The sequence below is a fragment of the Streptomyces xanthophaeus genome, assembly GCF_030440515.1.
Classification (GTDB): domain Bacteria; phylum Actinomycetota; class Actinomycetes; order Streptomycetales; family Streptomycetaceae; genus Streptomyces; species Streptomyces kutzneri.
In genome coordinates this window covers 7,950,530-7,967,212 of sequence record NZ_CP076543.1, presented here as the reverse complement: position 1 = coordinate 7,967,212, position 16,683 = coordinate 7,950,530, and the positions used below count along the sequence as shown (strand labels likewise).

The following is a 16,683-nucleotide window of genomic DNA, read 5'->3' as shown; positions in this document are numbered from 1 at the left end:
CCGTGCCGCGCACGGATCCCCCCGCGGCGGCCGGGCCCGCCGGACTCACGGCGGCGCAGGCGCACATCCTGGCGGCGCAGAACGCGGATCCCTCGTACGCCGGCCACAACGTGGGCCAGTACATCGAGCTCGTGGGCCCGCTCGACACGGCGGCGCTCGACGAGGCCGTGCTCCGCACCTTCGACGAGGCTCCCTGGCTCCGCTCCCGGCCGATGCCCCGGGGCGGCCTGCCGCGCCTGGACACCTCCGCGGCCGCCGACCCGATGGGTGCCGCCGTCGCTCTCGTACGCGACCAGCTCGCCTGCCCGCCCCGGCCCGAGCTGCTCGCCGACCCGGCGGGCACCGGCGTCGCACCCGACCTCACCGGCGCGCTGCTCGTCAGGGTCGGCCCCGAACACCATCTGCTGGTGCAGTACTTCCACCTGCTGGCGGTCGACGGGTACGCAGTGGCGCTGCTGAGCCGACGGATCGCCGAGGTCTACACGGCCCTGGTGGACGGCCGTCCGCCCGGCCCGACCCCCTTCGCGCCGGTCTCCGTACTGGTGGACGCGGACCGCGCCTACACCGGCTCGGCGGCGCAGGCCGCGGACCGGCGGTACTGGACGGGGCGGTACGCCGACCGCCCCACGCCCGTGTCCCCCGCCGGACGGGCGGCACCGGCCCAGGACACCGCGCGGCGGCACACCGTGCACCTCGGCGCGGCGGACAGCGCGGCCGTCCGCGCCACCGCCCGCTCCGCGCGCGTCACCTGGGCCGAGGCCGTGCTCGCCGCGACCGCGGTGCGGTTGACCGCGCAGGCCGGCGTGCGCGAGGCCGTGCTCGCCGTGTACGTGGCGGCGCGGACCGGCCCGGGAACGCTACGGGTGCCCGCGACGGCGGTGAACGTCCTGCCAGTGCGGCTGCCGGTCCGGGGGGCGGACACCTTCCGGTCGCTGCTGCGCGCGGCGGCCGGTGAGCTGACCCTGCTCCGCCGTCACCAGCGGCTGCGCGGCGAGGAGCTGGCGCGCGAGCTGTGGCCGGAGCACGGGGGCGGCCGTGTCCCCGGGCCGCTGGTCGACCTGCGGCCGTTCGAGACGGAGCTGGACTTCGGCGCAATCCCCGGCCGGGTCGTCAGCCTTGCCTCAGGGCCGGTCGACGACCTGGCCGTGTCCGCCGCGGCGGGCCCCGGCGGCCGGCTGCGGCTGGACTTCGACATGAACCCGGCGCTCTACGAGGAGGGCGAACCGGCCCGGTTCGCCGCCCTGTTCACCGAGGACCTGGCGGCGCTCTGCCGCGCCCCCGACGTACCGGTCGCCACCCTGCGGACCTCCCCCGTCCACCCCTGATCCCCTGCCCGAACCGACCGTGCCGGTCATCGACCAAGGAGAGACACCATGGCCACCAACCCGTTCGAGGACGACGACGCCCGCTACTTCGTGCTCGTGAACGCCGAGAACCAGCACTCGCTCTGGCCCGCCTTCGCGCAGGTGCCCGCGGGCTGGACCGTCGTGCACGGCGAGGACAGCCGGGAGGGCTGCGCCGCGTACACGGAGACGCACTGGACCGACATGCGACCCGCCGGCCTGATCGCCAGGAGCTGATCCCGGGGGCCCTCCGGGGCCGGCCGGTACGAAGCCGTGCCGGTCGGCAGCGGCCCCCGGCGGCCACCGCCTGAGGCCGTGCCCCGCTCCCCCTGAGCCCCACCCCGCTCCCCCGGGGGCGGGGCTCAGGGCTGTTCCAGATAGCAGGCCAGGGTGGCACGGCTGTGCCGCAGGCCCTCGATGCGCGCGTCCATGGCGGCCAGTTCCGCGTCGAGGACGGACCGGATCTCCTCGCACCAGGCGAAGCGCACCCCCTCGCCCCGCACGCACGGCAGCACCGAGCGGATCACCTCGGTGGACAGGCCGGCCGCGAGCAGGGCGCGCACCTTGCGCACGGCGGCCACGGAGTCCGCCGTGTAGTCGCGGTATCCGTTCGGGCCGCGCTCCGCGTCGAGCAGCCCCTGCGCCTCGTAGTAGCGCAGCAGCCGGGAGCTGACGCCGGTGCGCCGGGACAGTTCGCCGATCAGCATGTGCCGTACCTCTGCGTCCGGTTGACCTTCACATTGATGTCAACGTCTGACGTCGCCCCTGCCGGCGGGCATTCCGCCGGCCCGACCGCGCACCGCTGGAGTGATGTTCATGTCCGACGACCGCTCGTTCCTCTTCGTCCTCGGCAGCTCCCTTTCCGAGGGGAACACCGAGATCCTCGCGCGGCAGGCCGCCGAGCAGTTGCCCGCCGGGACCCGGCAGCACTGGGTGGACCTGGCCGGGTCGGACCTGCCGGACTTCCAGGAGCGGATGGCGGGCCGGACCCTGTGGGGCGTGACGGCCATGGCGGACCACGACGAGGCCCGCGCCGAGGGGCTGGTGACCAGCCTGCACCACACCGCGGCCTACATGCGGATGCACTTCGGCGGGGTACTGCTCGGCAACGGCTCCCGACCGGGCCAGGTGCGCGACGACGAGCGGGCGGCGATCCGCGCCAAGGCCTTCTTCGCCCAGGACGCGCCCCTGGCGCGATTCCCGTAGGGGTCCACCGCTTCGGGGGTCAGCCGGTGGTGGCCCGGGGGACGAGGCGGGTGCCGCACCAGCTGCAGTACCGGGCGTCGGCCTCGATGGCGTGCCGGTGGCACTGCTCGCAGACGAGGTGGAGCGGGCACTGCGGTGTGCGGGGTTCGGTGCGGGGCGGCCGGCCGATGGCCATGCCGGCCCGTCTGCGGTGCGCGGTGAGGAACACCAGTCCCTCGGGGCCGGCGCGGAGCGAGCGGGCGGAGCCGCGCGGCAGCAGGGTGAGGGAGCCGGGTACGACGTCCACCTCGGCGCCGTCCAGGGTCAGGGAACCGCCGCCCTGTACGACCGTGAGCAGGACGTCCACCTCGGGCTCCCGGTGTACGGCGATCTGGCCGCCGGGCAGCAGGCGCACCAGATTCGCGTCGAGTTGTCGGCCCTTGTGCCGTAGTCGCCACAGGGCGCCGCTCTGGCCGTCCGCGGCGGCCTCGACCAAACCCGTGACCGTGACACCCACGGCTTCCCGCTCGACCACCACATGTCCTTCCCGCGTGTTCGGCCGCTCTGCCGACCTCGTGATCGCCCATGAGATCACTTCGGTAGGTGTCCGCACCAACCACCGGGGTACGCAGCGGTCGCCCGAGCGTCAGGACGTGTGCCGCTCGGCCCGCCCGACGCGGCGGAACGGCCGGTCCTCCCCCACAGGCTGACACCCTTCGGGTCCGGGCGAAGGCGGGTTGGGGAGGCACACCACCCGTTGGGGTCAAGATCTGCCGGGTCACGGGTCTGTCCCGGCGCACGACGACTCGTAGGGGTGCCCAGGAGCGACGGAAACCGCCGTACCGGCCGGTCGCAGGCGCGCCCCGGGCGGCTGCGGGCGTGTCGGGTTCGTCGGTACGTGTAACAGGAAGGTACGGGTGGGCGGCCGGGTGGAACGGCGGTACGGGCCGGGCGACTCCTGTTGATCGGAGATGCTCTCCCGTACCGACCCGTGCCGACCCGTACCGACCGCCCGCACCTCCCACCGTCCGATCGATCCTGAGGAAGAAACGATGCGCGTTCACCAGCTGACCCTCGCCACCGTGGCCGTCGCCGCGAGCCTTTCGCTCACGGCCTGCCAGAACGGTGACGACGGGGCGGCGCGGAGCACCCCGTCGGCTTCGACCACCGCGTCCGCCCCGTCCGGCGCTGCCTCGCCTTCGGGGGGCGGTTCGGATCAGGGCGGCGGGAAGCCCTCGCAGGGGACGGGCTCCGACGGGAAGGGTACGGCCGGCGCCGGGACCGGCTCCGACGCGAGCGGCAAGGTCGGCAAGTGCCGGACCGACGAGCTGGCGATCACGGCGGCGGAACGCACCATCGGCGGCGACGAGAACGGCACGGTCGCGGTGACGCTGAAGAACCGCGGTACCCGGGACTGCACGATCTCCGGGTACGCGGGCGTCGACCTGAAGACCGACTCGGGCTCGCTGTCCGCGCAGCGCACGGGGCAGCAGGCCGACACGGCCGTCCTCAAGAAGGGTGGGTCGACCTACTTCGGCATCAGCTACCCGCTCAACACCTCGGGCGGCTCCGGCGTCCGCGTCACGGGGCTGGTGGTGACTCCGCCGGACGAGACCAGGTCGGTCACCCTCGCCTGGCCGGGCACCGGCACGCTGCCGGTCACGGAGGGCGGCGGCGCCCCGGTGAAGGTCGGCCCGGTGGGAAGCGCCGGCCAGGGCGGCTGATCCGGACGCCCCGTGGGCGGTCGAGCAGCTCGCCCCGCTCCTCGCGAAGGCCCTCCGCCGGGGCCCGTCTCCTGGAGGAGGCGGGCCCCGGCGCGTACCGGACGTCGTCAGTGGTGCCAGGCGTGGCCTCCGGTGTTGTGGATGAACCGCTGCAGGACCTTGAGCGTGATGACGTACTCCTCGTCCGGGATGTCCCGGTGGCGCTCCTGCCACAGCTGCGCCTGAGTCGCGGCCACCCGGGCGTGGAAGTTTTCTCCCTCGCCCGTGAGTTCGAGGCGTCCGTCCGCGTCCTGCGTGACCCAGCCGCGGCCGATGGTGGCGTCGATCTCCTCGTCGAGGTCGTCGACCCCCGCGGCCGCGTAGCCGCCCAGCACCCCGGTCACCCCGTCGCGGCTCGGCGGCACCTCGGCCCGCGCGATCCGGTCCAGGATCCATGCCTGCGGCTGGGTGGTGCCGATTCCGGCGAGGACGGCCCTGATCCGGGTGACCACCGCGTCGGAGGCGGCCCAGCTCCAGTAGCCGATGGGCTGGCGAACCAGTTCGGCGTCGTTGTGCGAGTACTCCATGGCGGATCCGCTCCGTTCGCTCACTTCGAGATCACCTGCGCACAACACCGTAGGATCTCAAGCTCACTTGAGGTCCAGTCCTGATGGCGCGCGGGGTGGCAGTGCCGTGGTCCGCGGGTTGGATCCGGGGCCGGATCTGCCGGACGGATGTGAAGGACACGGCCACCCCGAGGGCGCGGACCGGCTGTGGGTGATCGGCGACGAGACGGCGCTGCCCGCGATCGGCCGGCGGCACCGGCCGGTGGACCGGGGTTCCGCGTGTGCGGACGCACGTCACCGGCTACTGGCGGCGGGCCGAGGTCGCGCACGGCCGGCTCCACGAACTGACCGACCCGGCGCCGGGGCTCGCGATCCGCGTGGCCGTCATCCTGGGCCCGGTGGCGGAGGACGGGTACCGGCTCACGCCGGTGGGCGAGGAACTGGTCGAGGACGACCACTCGTCGGAGGAGTACGACCTGCGCGGCGCCCGGGCACGGCGGGGCTCGCCGAGCGGCTGCGCTCGGGTGCGAACGGCTGCCGGACGGCGTCCGGCGAGACGCCGGCGGAGGCTCTGCGCACCGATGTGCGCCTCGGTGGTTCGGCCCCGTACCGCGATCGAGGACGAGGCCCGCGGGGTCTCGACCGGGGTGGCCGGCGCCTGATGCTGGTCGGCGGTGGGCGTCCTCGGCGCGTCGGGCAGCGGTGCCTGCACGGTCGTGGGCGCGCTCGTCAAGGAGTTCACCGGGCTGTGCTGGCCGTCCTGGGTGGGCGGATCCTCGATCCGGAGGTGCTGCCGCGGGTGGAACTCGTACCGCAGACCCACCCGGTGCCGTCCGGTGCGGGGACGCTGCTGCTGTGCCGGCTGCTGGATTGGCTGCCGGACGAGGGCACCGTGCTGACCCTGGCCGAGGCGGCGGCTCGCGGGCCGTGCCTGTCGTGACGTCGGCCGGGACCGCCGCCTGGGGGTGCTCGCCGCGGCCGCCTGACCCTGCCCTCGAGGGGACGCGGCGTACGGCATGGGCGTGGCCGGTCTGTGCGACGCTGTGGTCATGATGTCCGAGATCACGGCCGCGGCCTGGGCCGGGCAGCAGGTCGCCGCGGTCCGCGACGACCCCGCCGGGCGGATGGCCTTGATGGAGCGCTGCTATTACGGGCCGTTCGGCAAGGCGCCCCGGCACCTGCCGTTCCGCCGGGCGGCGATGTCGTTCATGCGCTGGCAGGTGCGGCGGGGCGTGCTGCAGCCGGCGTTCGCCGACCGGCCCGGCAGTCCGTGGTGGCGGGCGGTGAACGAGCGCATCCTTCGTGACGGCTGCGAGGCGGTGGGCCTGAGCGGCGGGCTTCCCGGGCCCGCCTCCTCGCGCGCGGCCGACCACTGGCTGTCCTTCGCCGACCACCCCACGGCCCGGGCCTGGTACCGGGCGCACAACGGGAGCGTGGTCGCCGCCTACCTCGAACACCGCGACCTCGCGGAGGCGGAGAACGAGACCGAGCGGTTCTTCATGAACGTCGTCCTCTGCCGCGTCCTCTACGCGCACGCCCTGGTCGCGGCCCCGCGTATCGCCCTCGGCCGGCTGCGTCCGCTCGCCCCGTTCCTCGGCGATCCGAGGGTGGAGATGACCGGGATCTTCTTGCAGCTGTCCCGGGTGCTCCCCGACGAGTACCCGCTCCACGACACGGTGCGGTCCTACCTCGACAGGGAGATCGGATTCGGCCGCATGCTCGACTTCGGGGTGATCGCGCCGAGACTGCAGCAGCTGTACGAGTGGTCGGCCCACGAGCTCGAAGCGCCCGGCCTGCTGGACTGCGTCCGCGACGGATCCCCGGTCTACGCATGGCCGTTCGCCGACCGGGACGTGTGGCGGCCGCCGGATTCCTTCGTCCTGCGCGTGATCCACCGGGCGCTCCCGCCGGAGCGGCACACGCCGTACCGCTGACGGACGCCCGGCCGGAACTCCCGCCGGCGGTCCTTCGCGCCTCGCCCGGGGCGGGCCGCCTGCTCCCGCCCCGGGGAGGCGTCGCCGGGTCAGCTCCGTCGGGCGGCGGGGTACGGTGCGCCCGCCCGGCGGGCGTGCAGCACATGCGCGTCCAGCGGCAGGGGCCGGTGGCCGACGAGATGGAGGCCCGCCTCGGCGAACAGGCGCGCGTAGTGGTCGGCGCGGCGTTCGCGGCCTCCGACGTTGCACAGCATGTGCAGGTCCCAGGCGGTGGCCAGGGAGGGGGAACCGTCCGCGGGCAGAAGACGTTCCACGACGAGCAGGTCCGCGTGCTCGGGCATCGCGCGGACGCAGTGGCGCAGGATCTCGCGGCAGCGGTCGTCGTCCCAGTCGTGCAGGACGCGGGAGAGGACATAGACGTCGCCGCCGGGCGGCACGTCGGCGAAGTCGCCCGTGCGATAGTCGCAGCGCGCGCCGCAGCCCGCGGCGTCGAGGAGCCGGCGGGCGGCTTCGACGGCGTGCGGGCGTTCGAGGAGGACACCGCGCAGGCGCGGGTGTGCGGTGAGGACGCGGCCGAGGAGCTCCCCGTTCCCTCCGGCGACGTCCACGACGGTCGCGGCCGAGGGTGCCTGGGCCGCGGCGGTGATCACCGGGTGGGCGGGCAGCGGCCGGAACATCCGTGAACTCGCGGCCATGGACCGGTCGAAGAGGGCGGCGAGTTCGCCATCGCGGGCGAAGTGGTCGAAGTGGTTCTCGCCGAAGAGGTGGTCGAACGCCGGCTGCCCGGTCCGCACGGCATGGTCGAGGCCGCCGAAGGAGCGGTAGAACGGGTCTCCGTACATCAGTGCCAGCGGTCGCATGGACCCGGGCGTGTCCGCGCGCAGCAGGGCCCCGAGTTCGGTCAGGCGGAATCCGTCCTCCTCGTTCTCCTGGCCGGGGTCCTGGGTGACGGCGCCGAGCATGGCGAGGTAGCGCAGGAGTACGCCCAGACCCCGCGGGTGGCTGCCGGTCAGCCGGGCGAGGTCCTCGGTGCGGCAGGGGGTGCGGGGGTCCATGACGTCGGGCAGGCCCAGCCGGGCGAACGTGGCGAGTGCCTGTGTGGTCCACGCGCCGGTGAGGAGGTGGAGGAGCGTTTCAGCGGGCTGTCGCGCGTCATGGCGGGGGTGGTCCAGGTGGGCGGCGAGGGTGTCCCGGTGGTCGCCCCGTGCGTAGAGCTCCAGGCGCTCGTAGGCGCAGGCGGCGTCGGGGAGGGTGAAGTAGAGGACGGTGCCGTCCTCGTGCGGGTTGTAGCCGCCGCCGTCGGGCCGCGCGCCGTGCCGGGCGAGGATGGCGCACAGGCCGCGCAGGGCCAGCGGCTCGGGGTGCTCGACCTCGAAGGCGAGGTGCGCCTCGTGCCGGCGGGTGCGTTCGTAGGCCGCGATCGGTTCCAGGTCCGAGTGCGGGGGCACCGTCAGGGCGAACACCTCGACCGCGCGCCGTTCACCGTCGGAGCCGAGCACCTGCGGGCGCAGGATCCGGACGTCGAGGTCGGCCGGGTCGCGCCGGTGGCGGCGGGCGAGGCGTTCGCGGACCACCACGCTGGGGTGGGAGGGGGTGTCCACGGCCAGTCCGCAGTCGGCGAGTTGGTTCCGCAGGCCGTCCGCGTCCGGCGGGAAGAGCAGCAGCCCGGCGTGGGCGAACCGGCAGTGCCCGGCCAGCGCCTGCAGGTCCGGGCCGCCGAGGCCGGGCAGCAGGAGCGGGAGCAGGGCGGCACTGTCGTGCTCGCGGACGAACCGGGCCGCCGCGCGCAGGCAGGCGGTGTCGTCCAGGAGCAACGTTTCGTCGGGGAGGGTCGTCGTCATCGTGGGGGTGTCCTCGGGCCGGTACGGGGCTGGGCAGGGCAGGGCGAAGCGGTGGGGAGGGGGTGGGGCAAGGTGGGAGCGGTGAGGCGGGGTAGCGGTACGGGGGCGGGCCGCCGCGGCGGTCACACGCCGACGTAGTTCTCGGCGAACCAGTCCTGGTGGATGCGCGAGGTACGCAGCGAAGCGAGCCGGGACCGCTGCAGGGCGGCGTGGAAGAACGATCCGCCGTCCTGGTCCCGGTCGGGGGTCGCGTGCAGGAGCCGGGTCATCCACCCGGTGAACTCCTGCGCCCGCCAGATGTGCGCCAGGCACCGGTCCGAGTAGCTGTCGAGTCCTGCCGTGTCGCCCCGGGAGAGGGCGTCGGCGAGTGCTTCGGCCAGGATCTCGGCCTCCAGGACCGCGAGGTTGGCGCCCTTCGCGGCGGCCGGGGCGAGCAGGCTCGCCGCGTCGCCCGCCAGGAAGAGCGGGCCGTGGCGCAGTGGTTCGACGACGTCGCAGGTGAGGTCGAAGACCCCGCGTTCCAGGAGTCTGCCCCGGCGCAGCGGGCCGTGGTCCGCTGCGCGCATCCGGACGTCGAGCTCGTCCCAGACGCGCTGCTCGGACCAGGCGTCGGCGGGCGTGCCGCGCTGCCACTGGAGGTAGTAGCGGGTGACGTCCGAGGTGCGGGCCATGTGTCCGGCGAAGCCTTGGTCGTGGATGGCGTAGCCGACGGCGTCCAGACTCGCGGGGGCCTCGGCGAGCAGGCCGAGCCAGGTCACCCCGTGGTCGTACCGGTGGTGGCGGACGGCGCCCGGCGGCAGCGAGCGGCGGGCCGCCCCGTACCGGCCGTCGCAGCCGGCGACGTACCGGGCGGTCCACCGGGTGGGCCGGCCGTCGGGCTCGCGTGTCGTGACGGACGGCCGGGTGCCGTCGGTGCCGTGCACGGCGAGCGCCTCGGTGCGGAAGCGGATGCGTCCGCCGAGGCCGAGGTAGTGGTTCAGGAGGTCCGTGACCAGGTTCTGCTGCGGGTAGACGTGATGCTGCCCGCCCTGGCCGAGGGCACCGTAGTCGAGGCGGAACCGGCCTTCCTCCGTGCGGAACTCGCACGTGCCGTGGCGGTGGCCGTGCCGGTGCAGGCCGTCGGCGAGGCCGTGGCGGTCCAGGATCCGCACGGTGTTCGGGGCGAGGAACCCCGCGCGGGCCCGGGTCTGGACATGGGTGCGGGAGGCACGCTCCAGGATGACGCAGTCGATCCCGGCGGTGTGCAGCAGGATTCCGAGAACGAGCCCGGCGGGTCCGGCTCCGAGGACGACCACATCGGCTGATTCCCATAACGTGCGAGAGGTCTGACTTTCCGTCATAGCGGGTGCAGCATAAGCATGCGAAGATCCACACACCTACCTGAATCATCCCTAGGCGGGAATAGAGTGACAATCGCCCTGGGCACTCCTGCCGGATCACAGCGGGGCCGGGACCCGCTTCCGCAGCGGGTCGGTGGTGCGCTCCGGGCGTGCGAAGGCGGGCGCACTCTCCCGCACGCTCCGGCGCATGCCAGGCCGTCGGACCCCTTGCCACGGGGCCTCGGTCATCGGATGCGTCGGCCGCCTGGCCGGTCCCTCCCCCTTTTCCCGAGCGTGGCAAAACATTGCCGGCATGCGAGGGCGAGCCCGCCCATAAGGCAGACGGACAACGGGAGCGCAATGCGATATGCGGAACATCGGAATGCATGCCATACGGTCGGCCGTCATGGGTTCAGCCGCAGGGCCATGACTCACCAAGTAAGTCAAGACTTTCCTTTCGGGGGACCTTGATCATATGGTATGGCTCGAATCGAAGGAGCCCCCTGTTGTCGAAAATGAATGGTCCCGTCGTGCGTGCGCTTGAATCGGAGCGGGATTATGTGTCCTCCTTATATGAGTTGCTCGCCGAGCGGATTTCCGAGGCGCGAGCACACCGAGCGGGTGTGCTGAAGGCCCCGGCGGAAAGCGCCGGTGAGGCATACGAGAGAGAAATCGCCGCCGAGCGTCTGGCCAAGGAAATCGGCCGGCTGGAGGGCGCCGAGAAAGGGCTGGTCTTCGGGCGCATCGACTGGACGGACGGCACGGGCCTGCACATCGGGCGGATAGGACTGCACACGGAGGAGGATGACCTGCCTCTGCTCGTGGACTGGCGCGCGAACGCGGCGCGGCCCTTCTACGAGGCGACACCGGTCCACCCGATGGGCCTGCGGCGGCGCCGGCACCTGCGCCTCCAGGAGCGCACGGTCGTCTCGGTGAGCGACGAACTGCTGGACGGGACCGCCCCGACCGACGAGGACGTCGTGGGGGACGGCCCGCTGACCGAGGCTCTGTCGGCACGGCGTACGGGCAGCATGCAGGCGGCCGTCGCGACGCTGCAGGCCGAGCAGGACGAGATCGTCCGTTCCGCCCACCGCGGGGTAACCGTGGTGCAGGGCGGGCCCGGCACCGGCAAGACGGTGGTCGCCCTGCACCGGGCGGCCTATGTCCTGTACGCGTTCCCGCGCGCCGCGCAGGAGGGTGTCCTGGTCGTGGGCCCGAACGCCCGGTTCCTCGACTACATCTCCCAGGTCCTTCCCTCGCTCGGAGAGAACGACGTCGTTCTGGCGACCTGCCGGGAACTGGCCGGAGTGTCGACGGACGCGGTGGACCCCTTCGATACGGCCCGTCTCAAGGGCAGCTCCGACCTCGCCGACGCCTTGGCCGGCCTGCTGCGCGTACACCAGGCTCCCGCCGGTGACTTCACCGTGCGGGTCGGACAGGAACTGGTTCACCTCTCCGGCGAGGAAGTCGCCACGGCACGCGTCGCCGCCGTGGCAGCCGTACCGGGGCACAACCCCGCGCGCCAGGTGTTCAAAGAGCTCTTGATCGATGCCGTCACCGACGCGATGCAACGGGACATGGGCGACCTCTTGGAGCAGATCGACGCCGATACCGAAAGGATGACGGGCATCGACCTCGACCGGTTCACGGGAGCCGCCCAGCGCCGTGCCGAAGGTGCTGCCGATGCGGGTCCGGCCCACGAGCTGGACCTGGACGCCATCCGGGCCGATCTCCTCGACGACGCCGGCGTCGACCGGGCGGTCGAGGTGCTGTGGCCGCGGTTGACACCCGGTGACCTCGTGAAGGCGCTCCTGACGAACACCGGCGCTCTCGCCGAGCACCTGCCCCGCCTGAGCGCGCAGGAGCGGTCCCTTCTGCTGGGTGGGCCGGACGACCCGTGGACCGATGCCGATGTGCCGTTGCTGGACGAGGCGGCGAGCCTGGTCGACGGTCCCCCCGAGCGGACGTACGGGCACGTCGTCGTCGACGAGGCGCAGGAACTGACCTCCATGCAGTGGCGGATGATCGTCCGACGCTGCCCGGCAAGGGCGATGACGCTGGTGGGTGACTTCGCCCAGGCAGGCCCGGTCACGACAGCACGCGACTGGAAGGGAGCACTGAGCCCCCACGTCGGACCGCGGTTCGAACTGCACGACCTGACCGTCAGCTACCGCACCACGCAGGAGATCCTGGAGAGCGTCCGGGACCTGCTCACCCGGATCGCTCCGGACCAGAAGCCCACACGGTCACTGCGAAGCGGTGAGATCCCTCGCACCGTGACCGCACCTCCGGACGGGCTGGTCGCCGCCGTCGTCTCGGAACTCCGCGCCCAGAGCACCGCGCACCCGGGCGAGCTTCTGGGAGTGATCTGCGCGGACACCAGGGTGAGCGAGCTGACGGCCCAGGGCATCGCTCACCACGCACGCATCGTGCCGGCGTCCGAAGCACGCGGCCTGGAATTCGACGGGGTCGTCGTCGTGGACCCCGAGGACATCATCACGGCCCGCCCCGGTGGGGAAAGGGACTTGTACGTAGCCCTGACCCGGGCCACCAAGCGCCTCTGCACCATCACCGTCCGGCCCGCCTGACGACTCGGCGCCCGCGTCGTCACCCGTCGAGGGCGGAACGCCCCCGCGTGACCACGCTCCACGCCGGCCCCCGGTCCGGCCCCCGGTCCGGCCCCCGCTCCGACAGCCCGTCCAGCGCGGCCCGCGCGGCGACCTCGCCCTCCTCGTAGGCGTTGGCCCGGGCCTCCCGGATGGCCTCGTGGAGCTGTCGTGCGGCCTCGCCGGTCCGTCCGACGGCGGCCAGCGCCTCACCGTGCAGGGTGCGCAGGACCACCCGGCGCGGGGCCGCCAGCGGAGGCGCGGCGAGAGCGAGCCCGCGGGCCGCGTGTGCGGCGGCTCGGGCCGGGGCGCCGACCGACAGCAGGTGCTGGGCGAGGTGTTGGTGCGCCAGGGTGACGGTCTCGGTGAGACCCTCCCGCTCGGCGAGGGCGAGGGCGTCGGCCAGCAGGCCGCCGGGCCGCTCGCGGTCTCCGTACCGCATGAGCGCGACGGCCAGGTTGATCCGGGCGACCGCCTCCCCGGCGACGTCACCCGCCCGTACGGCGAGATCCGGGGCCCGCTCCAACCGCGTCAGGGCCTCCTCGGGCCTGCCCTCCTCGGACAGCACCCAGCCGAGCAGCGCCGACGCCCGGGACTGGGCCGCGGGATCACCGTCGAGTTCCGCGGACGCCAGGCCCTGTTCGAGCAGCGGCACCCAGCCGTCGCGGACCTGCCACACGATGAGCGGCCACTGGAGCAGGACCAGCCGCCAGGCCCGGTCGTGGTGGCCGGCCGCGACGGCGGCCTCGACCGTTGCCCGCAGGGTGCCGCGTTCGGCGGAGTACCAGGCGAGCGCACTCGTCCGGTCGGCGAAGCGGCGGATCTCGTCCGAGCGCCGGGCCCCGGGCGGGAGCGCGCAGCACGGCTCGCCGCCGGGCTCCGCGGCCGCGCACGCCCCGAGCAGGGTCTGCACCCAGTGGTCGAGCAGCCGGAGCAGCCCGGCGGGTTCGTGATCGGGTGCCAGGCTGCGGGCGAACAGGCGCACCAGATCGTGCAGCACGTAGGACTGCGGGCCCGTCTCGACGACCAGCTGGGCCGCGGCCAACTGGTCCAGCGCCAGGGCGGCCTGGGGTGGCGGGCAGTCGGCGAGCGCGGCCGCCGTGCAGGTGTCGAGCGTGGCACCGGTGTGCGGGCCGAGGTGGTGGAAGAGCCGCCGCGCCGGTTCGGGCAGATGCCGCAGGCTGAGGCCGAGTGCCGCGGCGACGCCGGTGTCCTCCGCTTCGAGCAGGTCCAGCCGGTACTGCTCGTCGGCGAGTTCACCGGCGAAGGAGGCCAGGCCCTGGTGCGGACGGGTGGCGAGCCGGGCGGCGGCGACGCGCAGCGCGAGGGGCAGTCCGTCGCACAGACCGGCCAGTCGTGCGGCGGCTTCCGGTTCCGCCGCGACCGATTCCGGGCCCAGTACGGCGGCCAGCAGCGCCGTCGAGTCGGCGGCGGGCAACGCGCCGACCGTCAACGGGCGGGCGGCGTCGGTGGCCACCAGGCCGCCGAGCCGGTCACGGCTGGTGACGAGGGTGACGCACTCGTCCCCGCCGGGCAGCAGCGGGCGGATCTGCTCGGAGTCGACGGCGTTGTCCAGTACGACCAGCAGCCGGCGCCCGGCGGTCAGTTCGCGGTAGCGGGCCCCGAGGGCGACGGGCGAGCCCGGCATCCGTTCGACCGGGACGCCGAGCGCGAGCAGGAACTCGCGGAGCACGGCGCGGGTGTCGCGGGCCGGGGTGGTGCTGAAGCCGCACAGGTCGGCGAAGAGCGTGCCGTCGGGGAAATCCGCGCGGTGGCGGTGCGACCAGTGCACGGCGAGCGCGGTCTTGCCGACGCCGGCACTGCCCGTGAGGGTGACGATGGGGCCCGGCGTCCCGGTCGTGATGCGGTCGAGGGTGGCGAGTTCGTCCTGCCGCGCGATGAAGCCCCGTGGCCGGCGGGGCAGCAGTTGGGGTGTGACGGCGGGCCCCGCGGCGGCCTCGTGCGGCACGGCGGCGCGCGGACGGCCCCTCTCGTGGCCGGCGTCCGCGTGAGCGTGGCTGTGGCCGTGGCCGTGGGTCTCGGCGTGGGCGTCGGCACGGGCGTGGGCGTCCGTGCGCAGAAGGGTGTGGTAGGCGTCGGTGAGCACCGGCGCGGGGTCGACGCCGATCTCGTCGGCGAGCAGCTTGCGCGTGCGGTGGAACCAGTCCAGCGCGTCCGCCTGCCGGCCCGCCCGGGCCAGGGCCAGCATCAGGTGCGCCACGAGCGGCTCGCGCAAGGGGTGTGCGGCGGCCTCGGCGCGCAGCACGGACGCGGCCGCTCCGTGGTCACCCAGTTGTCCGTACGCACGCGCCAGCGCCTCCACCGCCGTCAGACGCAGCTCCTCCAGCGCCTGCGCCGGGGCCTCCAGCGCTGCACTGTGCACGGTCCCGGCGAACGCCGGCCCCTGCCACAGCCCCAGCGCCTCACGGAGGACCGCCACGGCCCGGCCGGGGTCCGCGCTCCGCCGGACGAGCCGGAGCGACTCCTCGAAACGGTGGGCGTCCACGAGTACCTCGGGCAGGCGCAGCCGGTACGCCGCTCCCTGGGTGAGGAGTTCCACGCCGTGTGCGGCCGCGTCGTGCTGCGCGAAGACCGCCCGGAGCCGGGAGACGTGTCCCTGCAGCACGGTGCGCGCGTGCCTCGGCGGCTCCTCGTCCCAGAGCGCCTCGGTGAGCCGCTCGACACCGACGGGCGTGTTCGGGTGGGCCAGCAGCATGGCCAGCAGGCTCCGGCGCTTGGCAGGGCCGAGCGGGAGCGGACCTCCGTTCGCCGTCGTCACGGAGACCGGCCCCAACACGCGGAACTGCACAGACCCCACCCTTGTCGATCCGTACCGCTTCGTACCGTTCTGTTCAGATAGTGACGGCCCCTGACCGAGGATAAGTCGGATTGTTCCGGCGGTATGAGTACGGCCTCGGCCAATCATGGAACGCATATTCCGCTCTCGAACGCACGGCAGGCGGGTGCGGTGCCGGCGGAGCGTTAGCAGGCCGTTAGAGCATCGTTGGCGGCCGGTGGAAGTGTTCGGAGCGTCAAGTCGTTCCGTCATCCCGATTGGGGAGTACCCACATGACCTTGGCCATCCTCCGCCGCTCCGCCCTCGCGGTCACCACCCTCGCGCTTTCCGGGGCCGCCCTCGCCGGTGTGACCGCCGCCCCGGCACAGGCGGCGGCGCCCGCCGCCGCTGCCGGCTTCTGTCACGTGTCCGGCCTCGGCGGTGACTACATCTGCGAGTACGGCGAGGCCTGGATGACGTACCCGGCCGGAAACCGCCAGGTCTTCATCGTCGGCACCGACTTCGCGGTGTGGACCCGCTGGCAGTACGCCGGGGGCTCCTGGAGCGAGTGGACCTCCATGGGCGGCACCGTGCGCAGCGGGGTCCGCATCGAAGGCAACAACACCTGGAACCCGACCATTTCGATCGTCGGCATGGACGGTGAGCGCTGGTCCCGGCACCGCCTGAACAGCGGCAGCTGGACCCCCTGGCAGAACTGACCCGCGCGCCCCCGGCGGGCCGCCACCCGCCGATCCCAGGGAGAGAACGGTACGCCCGTGACGGGGGTGTCCCTGGTACGGCAGCCCCCACCCCCCATGCCCGACCTCCGGCCCGCCGGGGCCGGCGGCCCCCCGAGGTGGCCGCCGGCCCCGTGCCACGCCTGCCGGTCCCCGGCCGGCACCCCGACGCGCAGCCGGGATGCTGGATGCCCGAATACGGGATGCGGGAGCGTCAGAACGCGTAGAGGGCGTTCCCGTTCAGGGTCGCGGACATCACGCACGCGTTGCGGAAGGTGTGCTTCCATGCGACGCGGTCACCACCCCATACACCGTCCGCGGTGATGGTGACCGGCTCCTGGCGCCTCGGGCACGCCCGGCCCCGATCCGGAGCGGCCAGCAGGCGGTCGAGCTCGCCCTCGGTGGCGTTGAGGGCGTCGCACGCGGCCCGGGGGTCGGGATGCGTGCCCTCGGCGGTGTAGCCACAGCTGAGGACGGCCGCCCGCAGGACCGTGCCGGTGGCGGCGTCGCCCCCCTGGGTGACGGTGAGGACCATCGCGGAGGGTCCGTGCGGGCTCGCGGGGCTCGCCTCCGCCAGACCCGCGGTGCCGGCGAGGCAGAGTAGAGCGGCGGCGGAGACAGTGGCTAAGCGATGACGCATGACAAGGCCCACTTTCGATTCGAAGGTTGTGTG

At 73.6% G+C, this 16,683-nt stretch carries 16 protein-coding genes; 9 read left to right on the top strand and 7 right to left on the bottom strand.

Annotation, left to right across the window (positions count from 1 at the left end; all coding sequences use genetic code 11):
- Nucleotides 1-2 precede the first annotated feature (2 nt).
- Both KO717_RS35955 and KO717_RS35950 read left to right on the top strand, forming a co-directional pair.
- Nucleotides 3-1,325, top strand: a complete 1,323-nt coding sequence (locus KO717_RS35955; RefSeq protein ID WP_301373927.1) for a condensation domain-containing protein — start codon at nt 3-5, stop codon at nt 1,323-1,325.
- A 48-nt stretch (nt 1,326-1,373) separates the two neighbouring features.
- The gene (locus KO717_RS35950) at nt 1,374-1,580 is read left to right on the top strand and encodes an MbtH family protein (RefSeq protein ID WP_301373925.1); all 207 of its coding nucleotides are present in this window, start codon (nt 1,374-1,376) and stop codon (nt 1,578-1,580) included.
- Nucleotides 1,581-1,705: 125 nt separating this feature from the next.
- Here the strand turns inward: KO717_RS35950 and KO717_RS35945 are convergent, their stop codons facing one another.
- Nucleotides 1,706-2,050 carry a MerR family transcriptional regulator gene (locus KO717_RS35945; RefSeq protein WP_301373924.1) on the bottom strand — a complete coding sequence of 115 codons (345 nt, stop codon included), beginning with the start codon at nt 2,048-2,050 and terminating at the stop codon, nt 1,706-1,708.
- Nucleotides 2,051-2,159: 109 nt separating this feature from the next.
- Here KO717_RS35945 and KO717_RS35940 point away from each other — a divergent pair, with 109 nt between their 5' ends.
- Entirely contained in the window at nt 2,160-2,549 is a 390-nt protein-coding gene (locus KO717_RS35940; protein ID WP_301373922.1) for a hypothetical protein, read from the top strand.
- A 19-nt stretch (nt 2,550-2,568) separates the two neighbouring features.
- On the opposite strand, the gene KO717_RS35935 is transcribed toward KO717_RS35940, so the two are convergent.
- The gene (locus KO717_RS35935; RefSeq protein WP_301373920.1) at nt 2,569-3,063 is read right to left on the bottom strand and encodes a cupin domain-containing protein; all 495 of its coding nucleotides are present in this window, start codon (nt 3,061-3,063) and stop codon (nt 2,569-2,571) included.
- Nucleotides 3,064-3,580: 517 nt separating this feature from the next.
- On the opposite strand from KO717_RS35935, the gene KO717_RS35930 reads away from it, so the two are divergent.
- Nucleotides 3,581-4,252 (top strand): DUF4232 domain-containing protein, encoded by a 672-nt coding sequence (locus KO717_RS35930; RefSeq protein WP_301373919.1) that lies wholly within the window; start codon nt 3,581-3,583, stop codon nt 4,250-4,252.
- Between the two features lie 107 nt (nt 4,253-4,359).
- Here KO717_RS35930 and KO717_RS35925 read toward each other — a convergent pair whose 3' ends face one another.
- The gene (locus KO717_RS35925) at nt 4,360-4,818 is read right to left on the bottom strand and encodes a MarR family transcriptional regulator (RefSeq protein ID WP_301374959.1); all 459 of its coding nucleotides are present in this window, start codon (nt 4,816-4,818) and stop codon (nt 4,360-4,362) included.
- Nucleotides 4,819-5,078: 260 nt separating this feature from the next.
- On the opposite strand from KO717_RS35925, the gene KO717_RS35920 reads away from it, so the two are divergent.
- The 3 genes from KO717_RS35920 to KO717_RS35910 all read left to right on the top strand — a co-directional run bounded on the left by KO717_RS35920 (nt 5,079) and on the right by KO717_RS35910 (nt 6,731).
- Nucleotides 5,079-5,459, top strand: coding sequence for a hypothetical protein (locus tag KO717_RS35920; RefSeq protein ID WP_301373918.1), 381 nt, complete (start codon nt 5,079-5,081; stop codon nt 5,457-5,459).
- Nucleotides 5,460-5,545: 86 nt separating this feature from the next.
- Nucleotides 5,546-5,737 (top strand): hypothetical protein, encoded by a 192-nt coding sequence (locus tag KO717_RS35915; protein WP_301373917.1) that lies wholly within the window; start codon nt 5,546-5,548, stop codon nt 5,735-5,737.
- Nucleotides 5,738-5,846: 109 nt separating this feature from the next.
- Nucleotides 5,847-6,731 carry a hypothetical protein gene (locus KO717_RS35910; RefSeq protein ID WP_301373916.1) on the top strand — a complete coding sequence of 295 codons (885 nt, stop codon included), beginning with the start codon at nt 5,847-5,849 and terminating at the stop codon, nt 6,729-6,731.
- 89 nt (nt 6,732-6,820) lie between these two features.
- Here the strand turns inward: KO717_RS35910 and KO717_RS35905 are convergent, their stop codons facing one another.
- Both KO717_RS35905 and KO717_RS35900 read right to left on the bottom strand, forming a co-directional pair.
- The gene (locus tag KO717_RS35905; protein WP_301373914.1) at nt 6,821-8,572 is read right to left on the bottom strand and encodes a methyltransferase; all 1,752 of its coding nucleotides are present in this window, start codon (nt 8,570-8,572) and stop codon (nt 6,821-6,823) included.
- Between the two features lie 122 nt (nt 8,573-8,694).
- Nucleotides 8,695-9,912, bottom strand: coding sequence for a 4-hydroxybenzoate 3-monooxygenase (locus tag KO717_RS35900; protein ID WP_301373913.1), 1,218 nt, complete (start codon nt 9,910-9,912; stop codon nt 8,695-8,697).
- A gap of 539 nt (nt 9,913-10,451) precedes the next feature.
- On the opposite strand from KO717_RS35900, the gene KO717_RS35895 reads away from it, so the two are divergent.
- Nucleotides 10,452-12,479, top strand: coding sequence for a HelD family protein (locus KO717_RS35895; RefSeq protein ID WP_301373912.1), 2,028 nt, complete (start codon nt 10,452-10,454; stop codon nt 12,477-12,479).
- Nucleotides 12,480-12,498: 19 nt separating this feature from the next.
- Here the strand turns inward: KO717_RS35895 and KO717_RS35890 are convergent, their stop codons facing one another.
- Nucleotides 12,499-15,306, bottom strand: a complete 2,808-nt coding sequence (locus KO717_RS35890) for an AfsR/SARP family transcriptional regulator (protein ID WP_301373910.1) — start codon at nt 15,304-15,306, stop codon at nt 12,499-12,501.
- Between the two features lie 260 nt (nt 15,307-15,566).
- Between KO717_RS35890 and KO717_RS35885 the strand changes: the two genes are divergently transcribed.
- On the top strand, nt 15,567-15,992 hold the full coding sequence (locus KO717_RS35885; RefSeq protein ID WP_301373908.1) for a hypothetical protein: 426 nt from the start codon (nt 15,567-15,569) through the stop codon (nt 15,990-15,992).
- Between the two features lie 232 nt (nt 15,993-16,224).
- Here KO717_RS35885 and KO717_RS35880 read toward each other — a convergent pair whose 3' ends face one another.
- Nucleotides 16,225-16,650, bottom strand: a complete 426-nt coding sequence (locus KO717_RS35880) for a subtilase-type protease inhibitor (protein WP_301373906.1) — start codon at nt 16,648-16,650, stop codon at nt 16,225-16,227.
- Nucleotides 16,651-16,683: the final 33 nt, after the last annotated feature.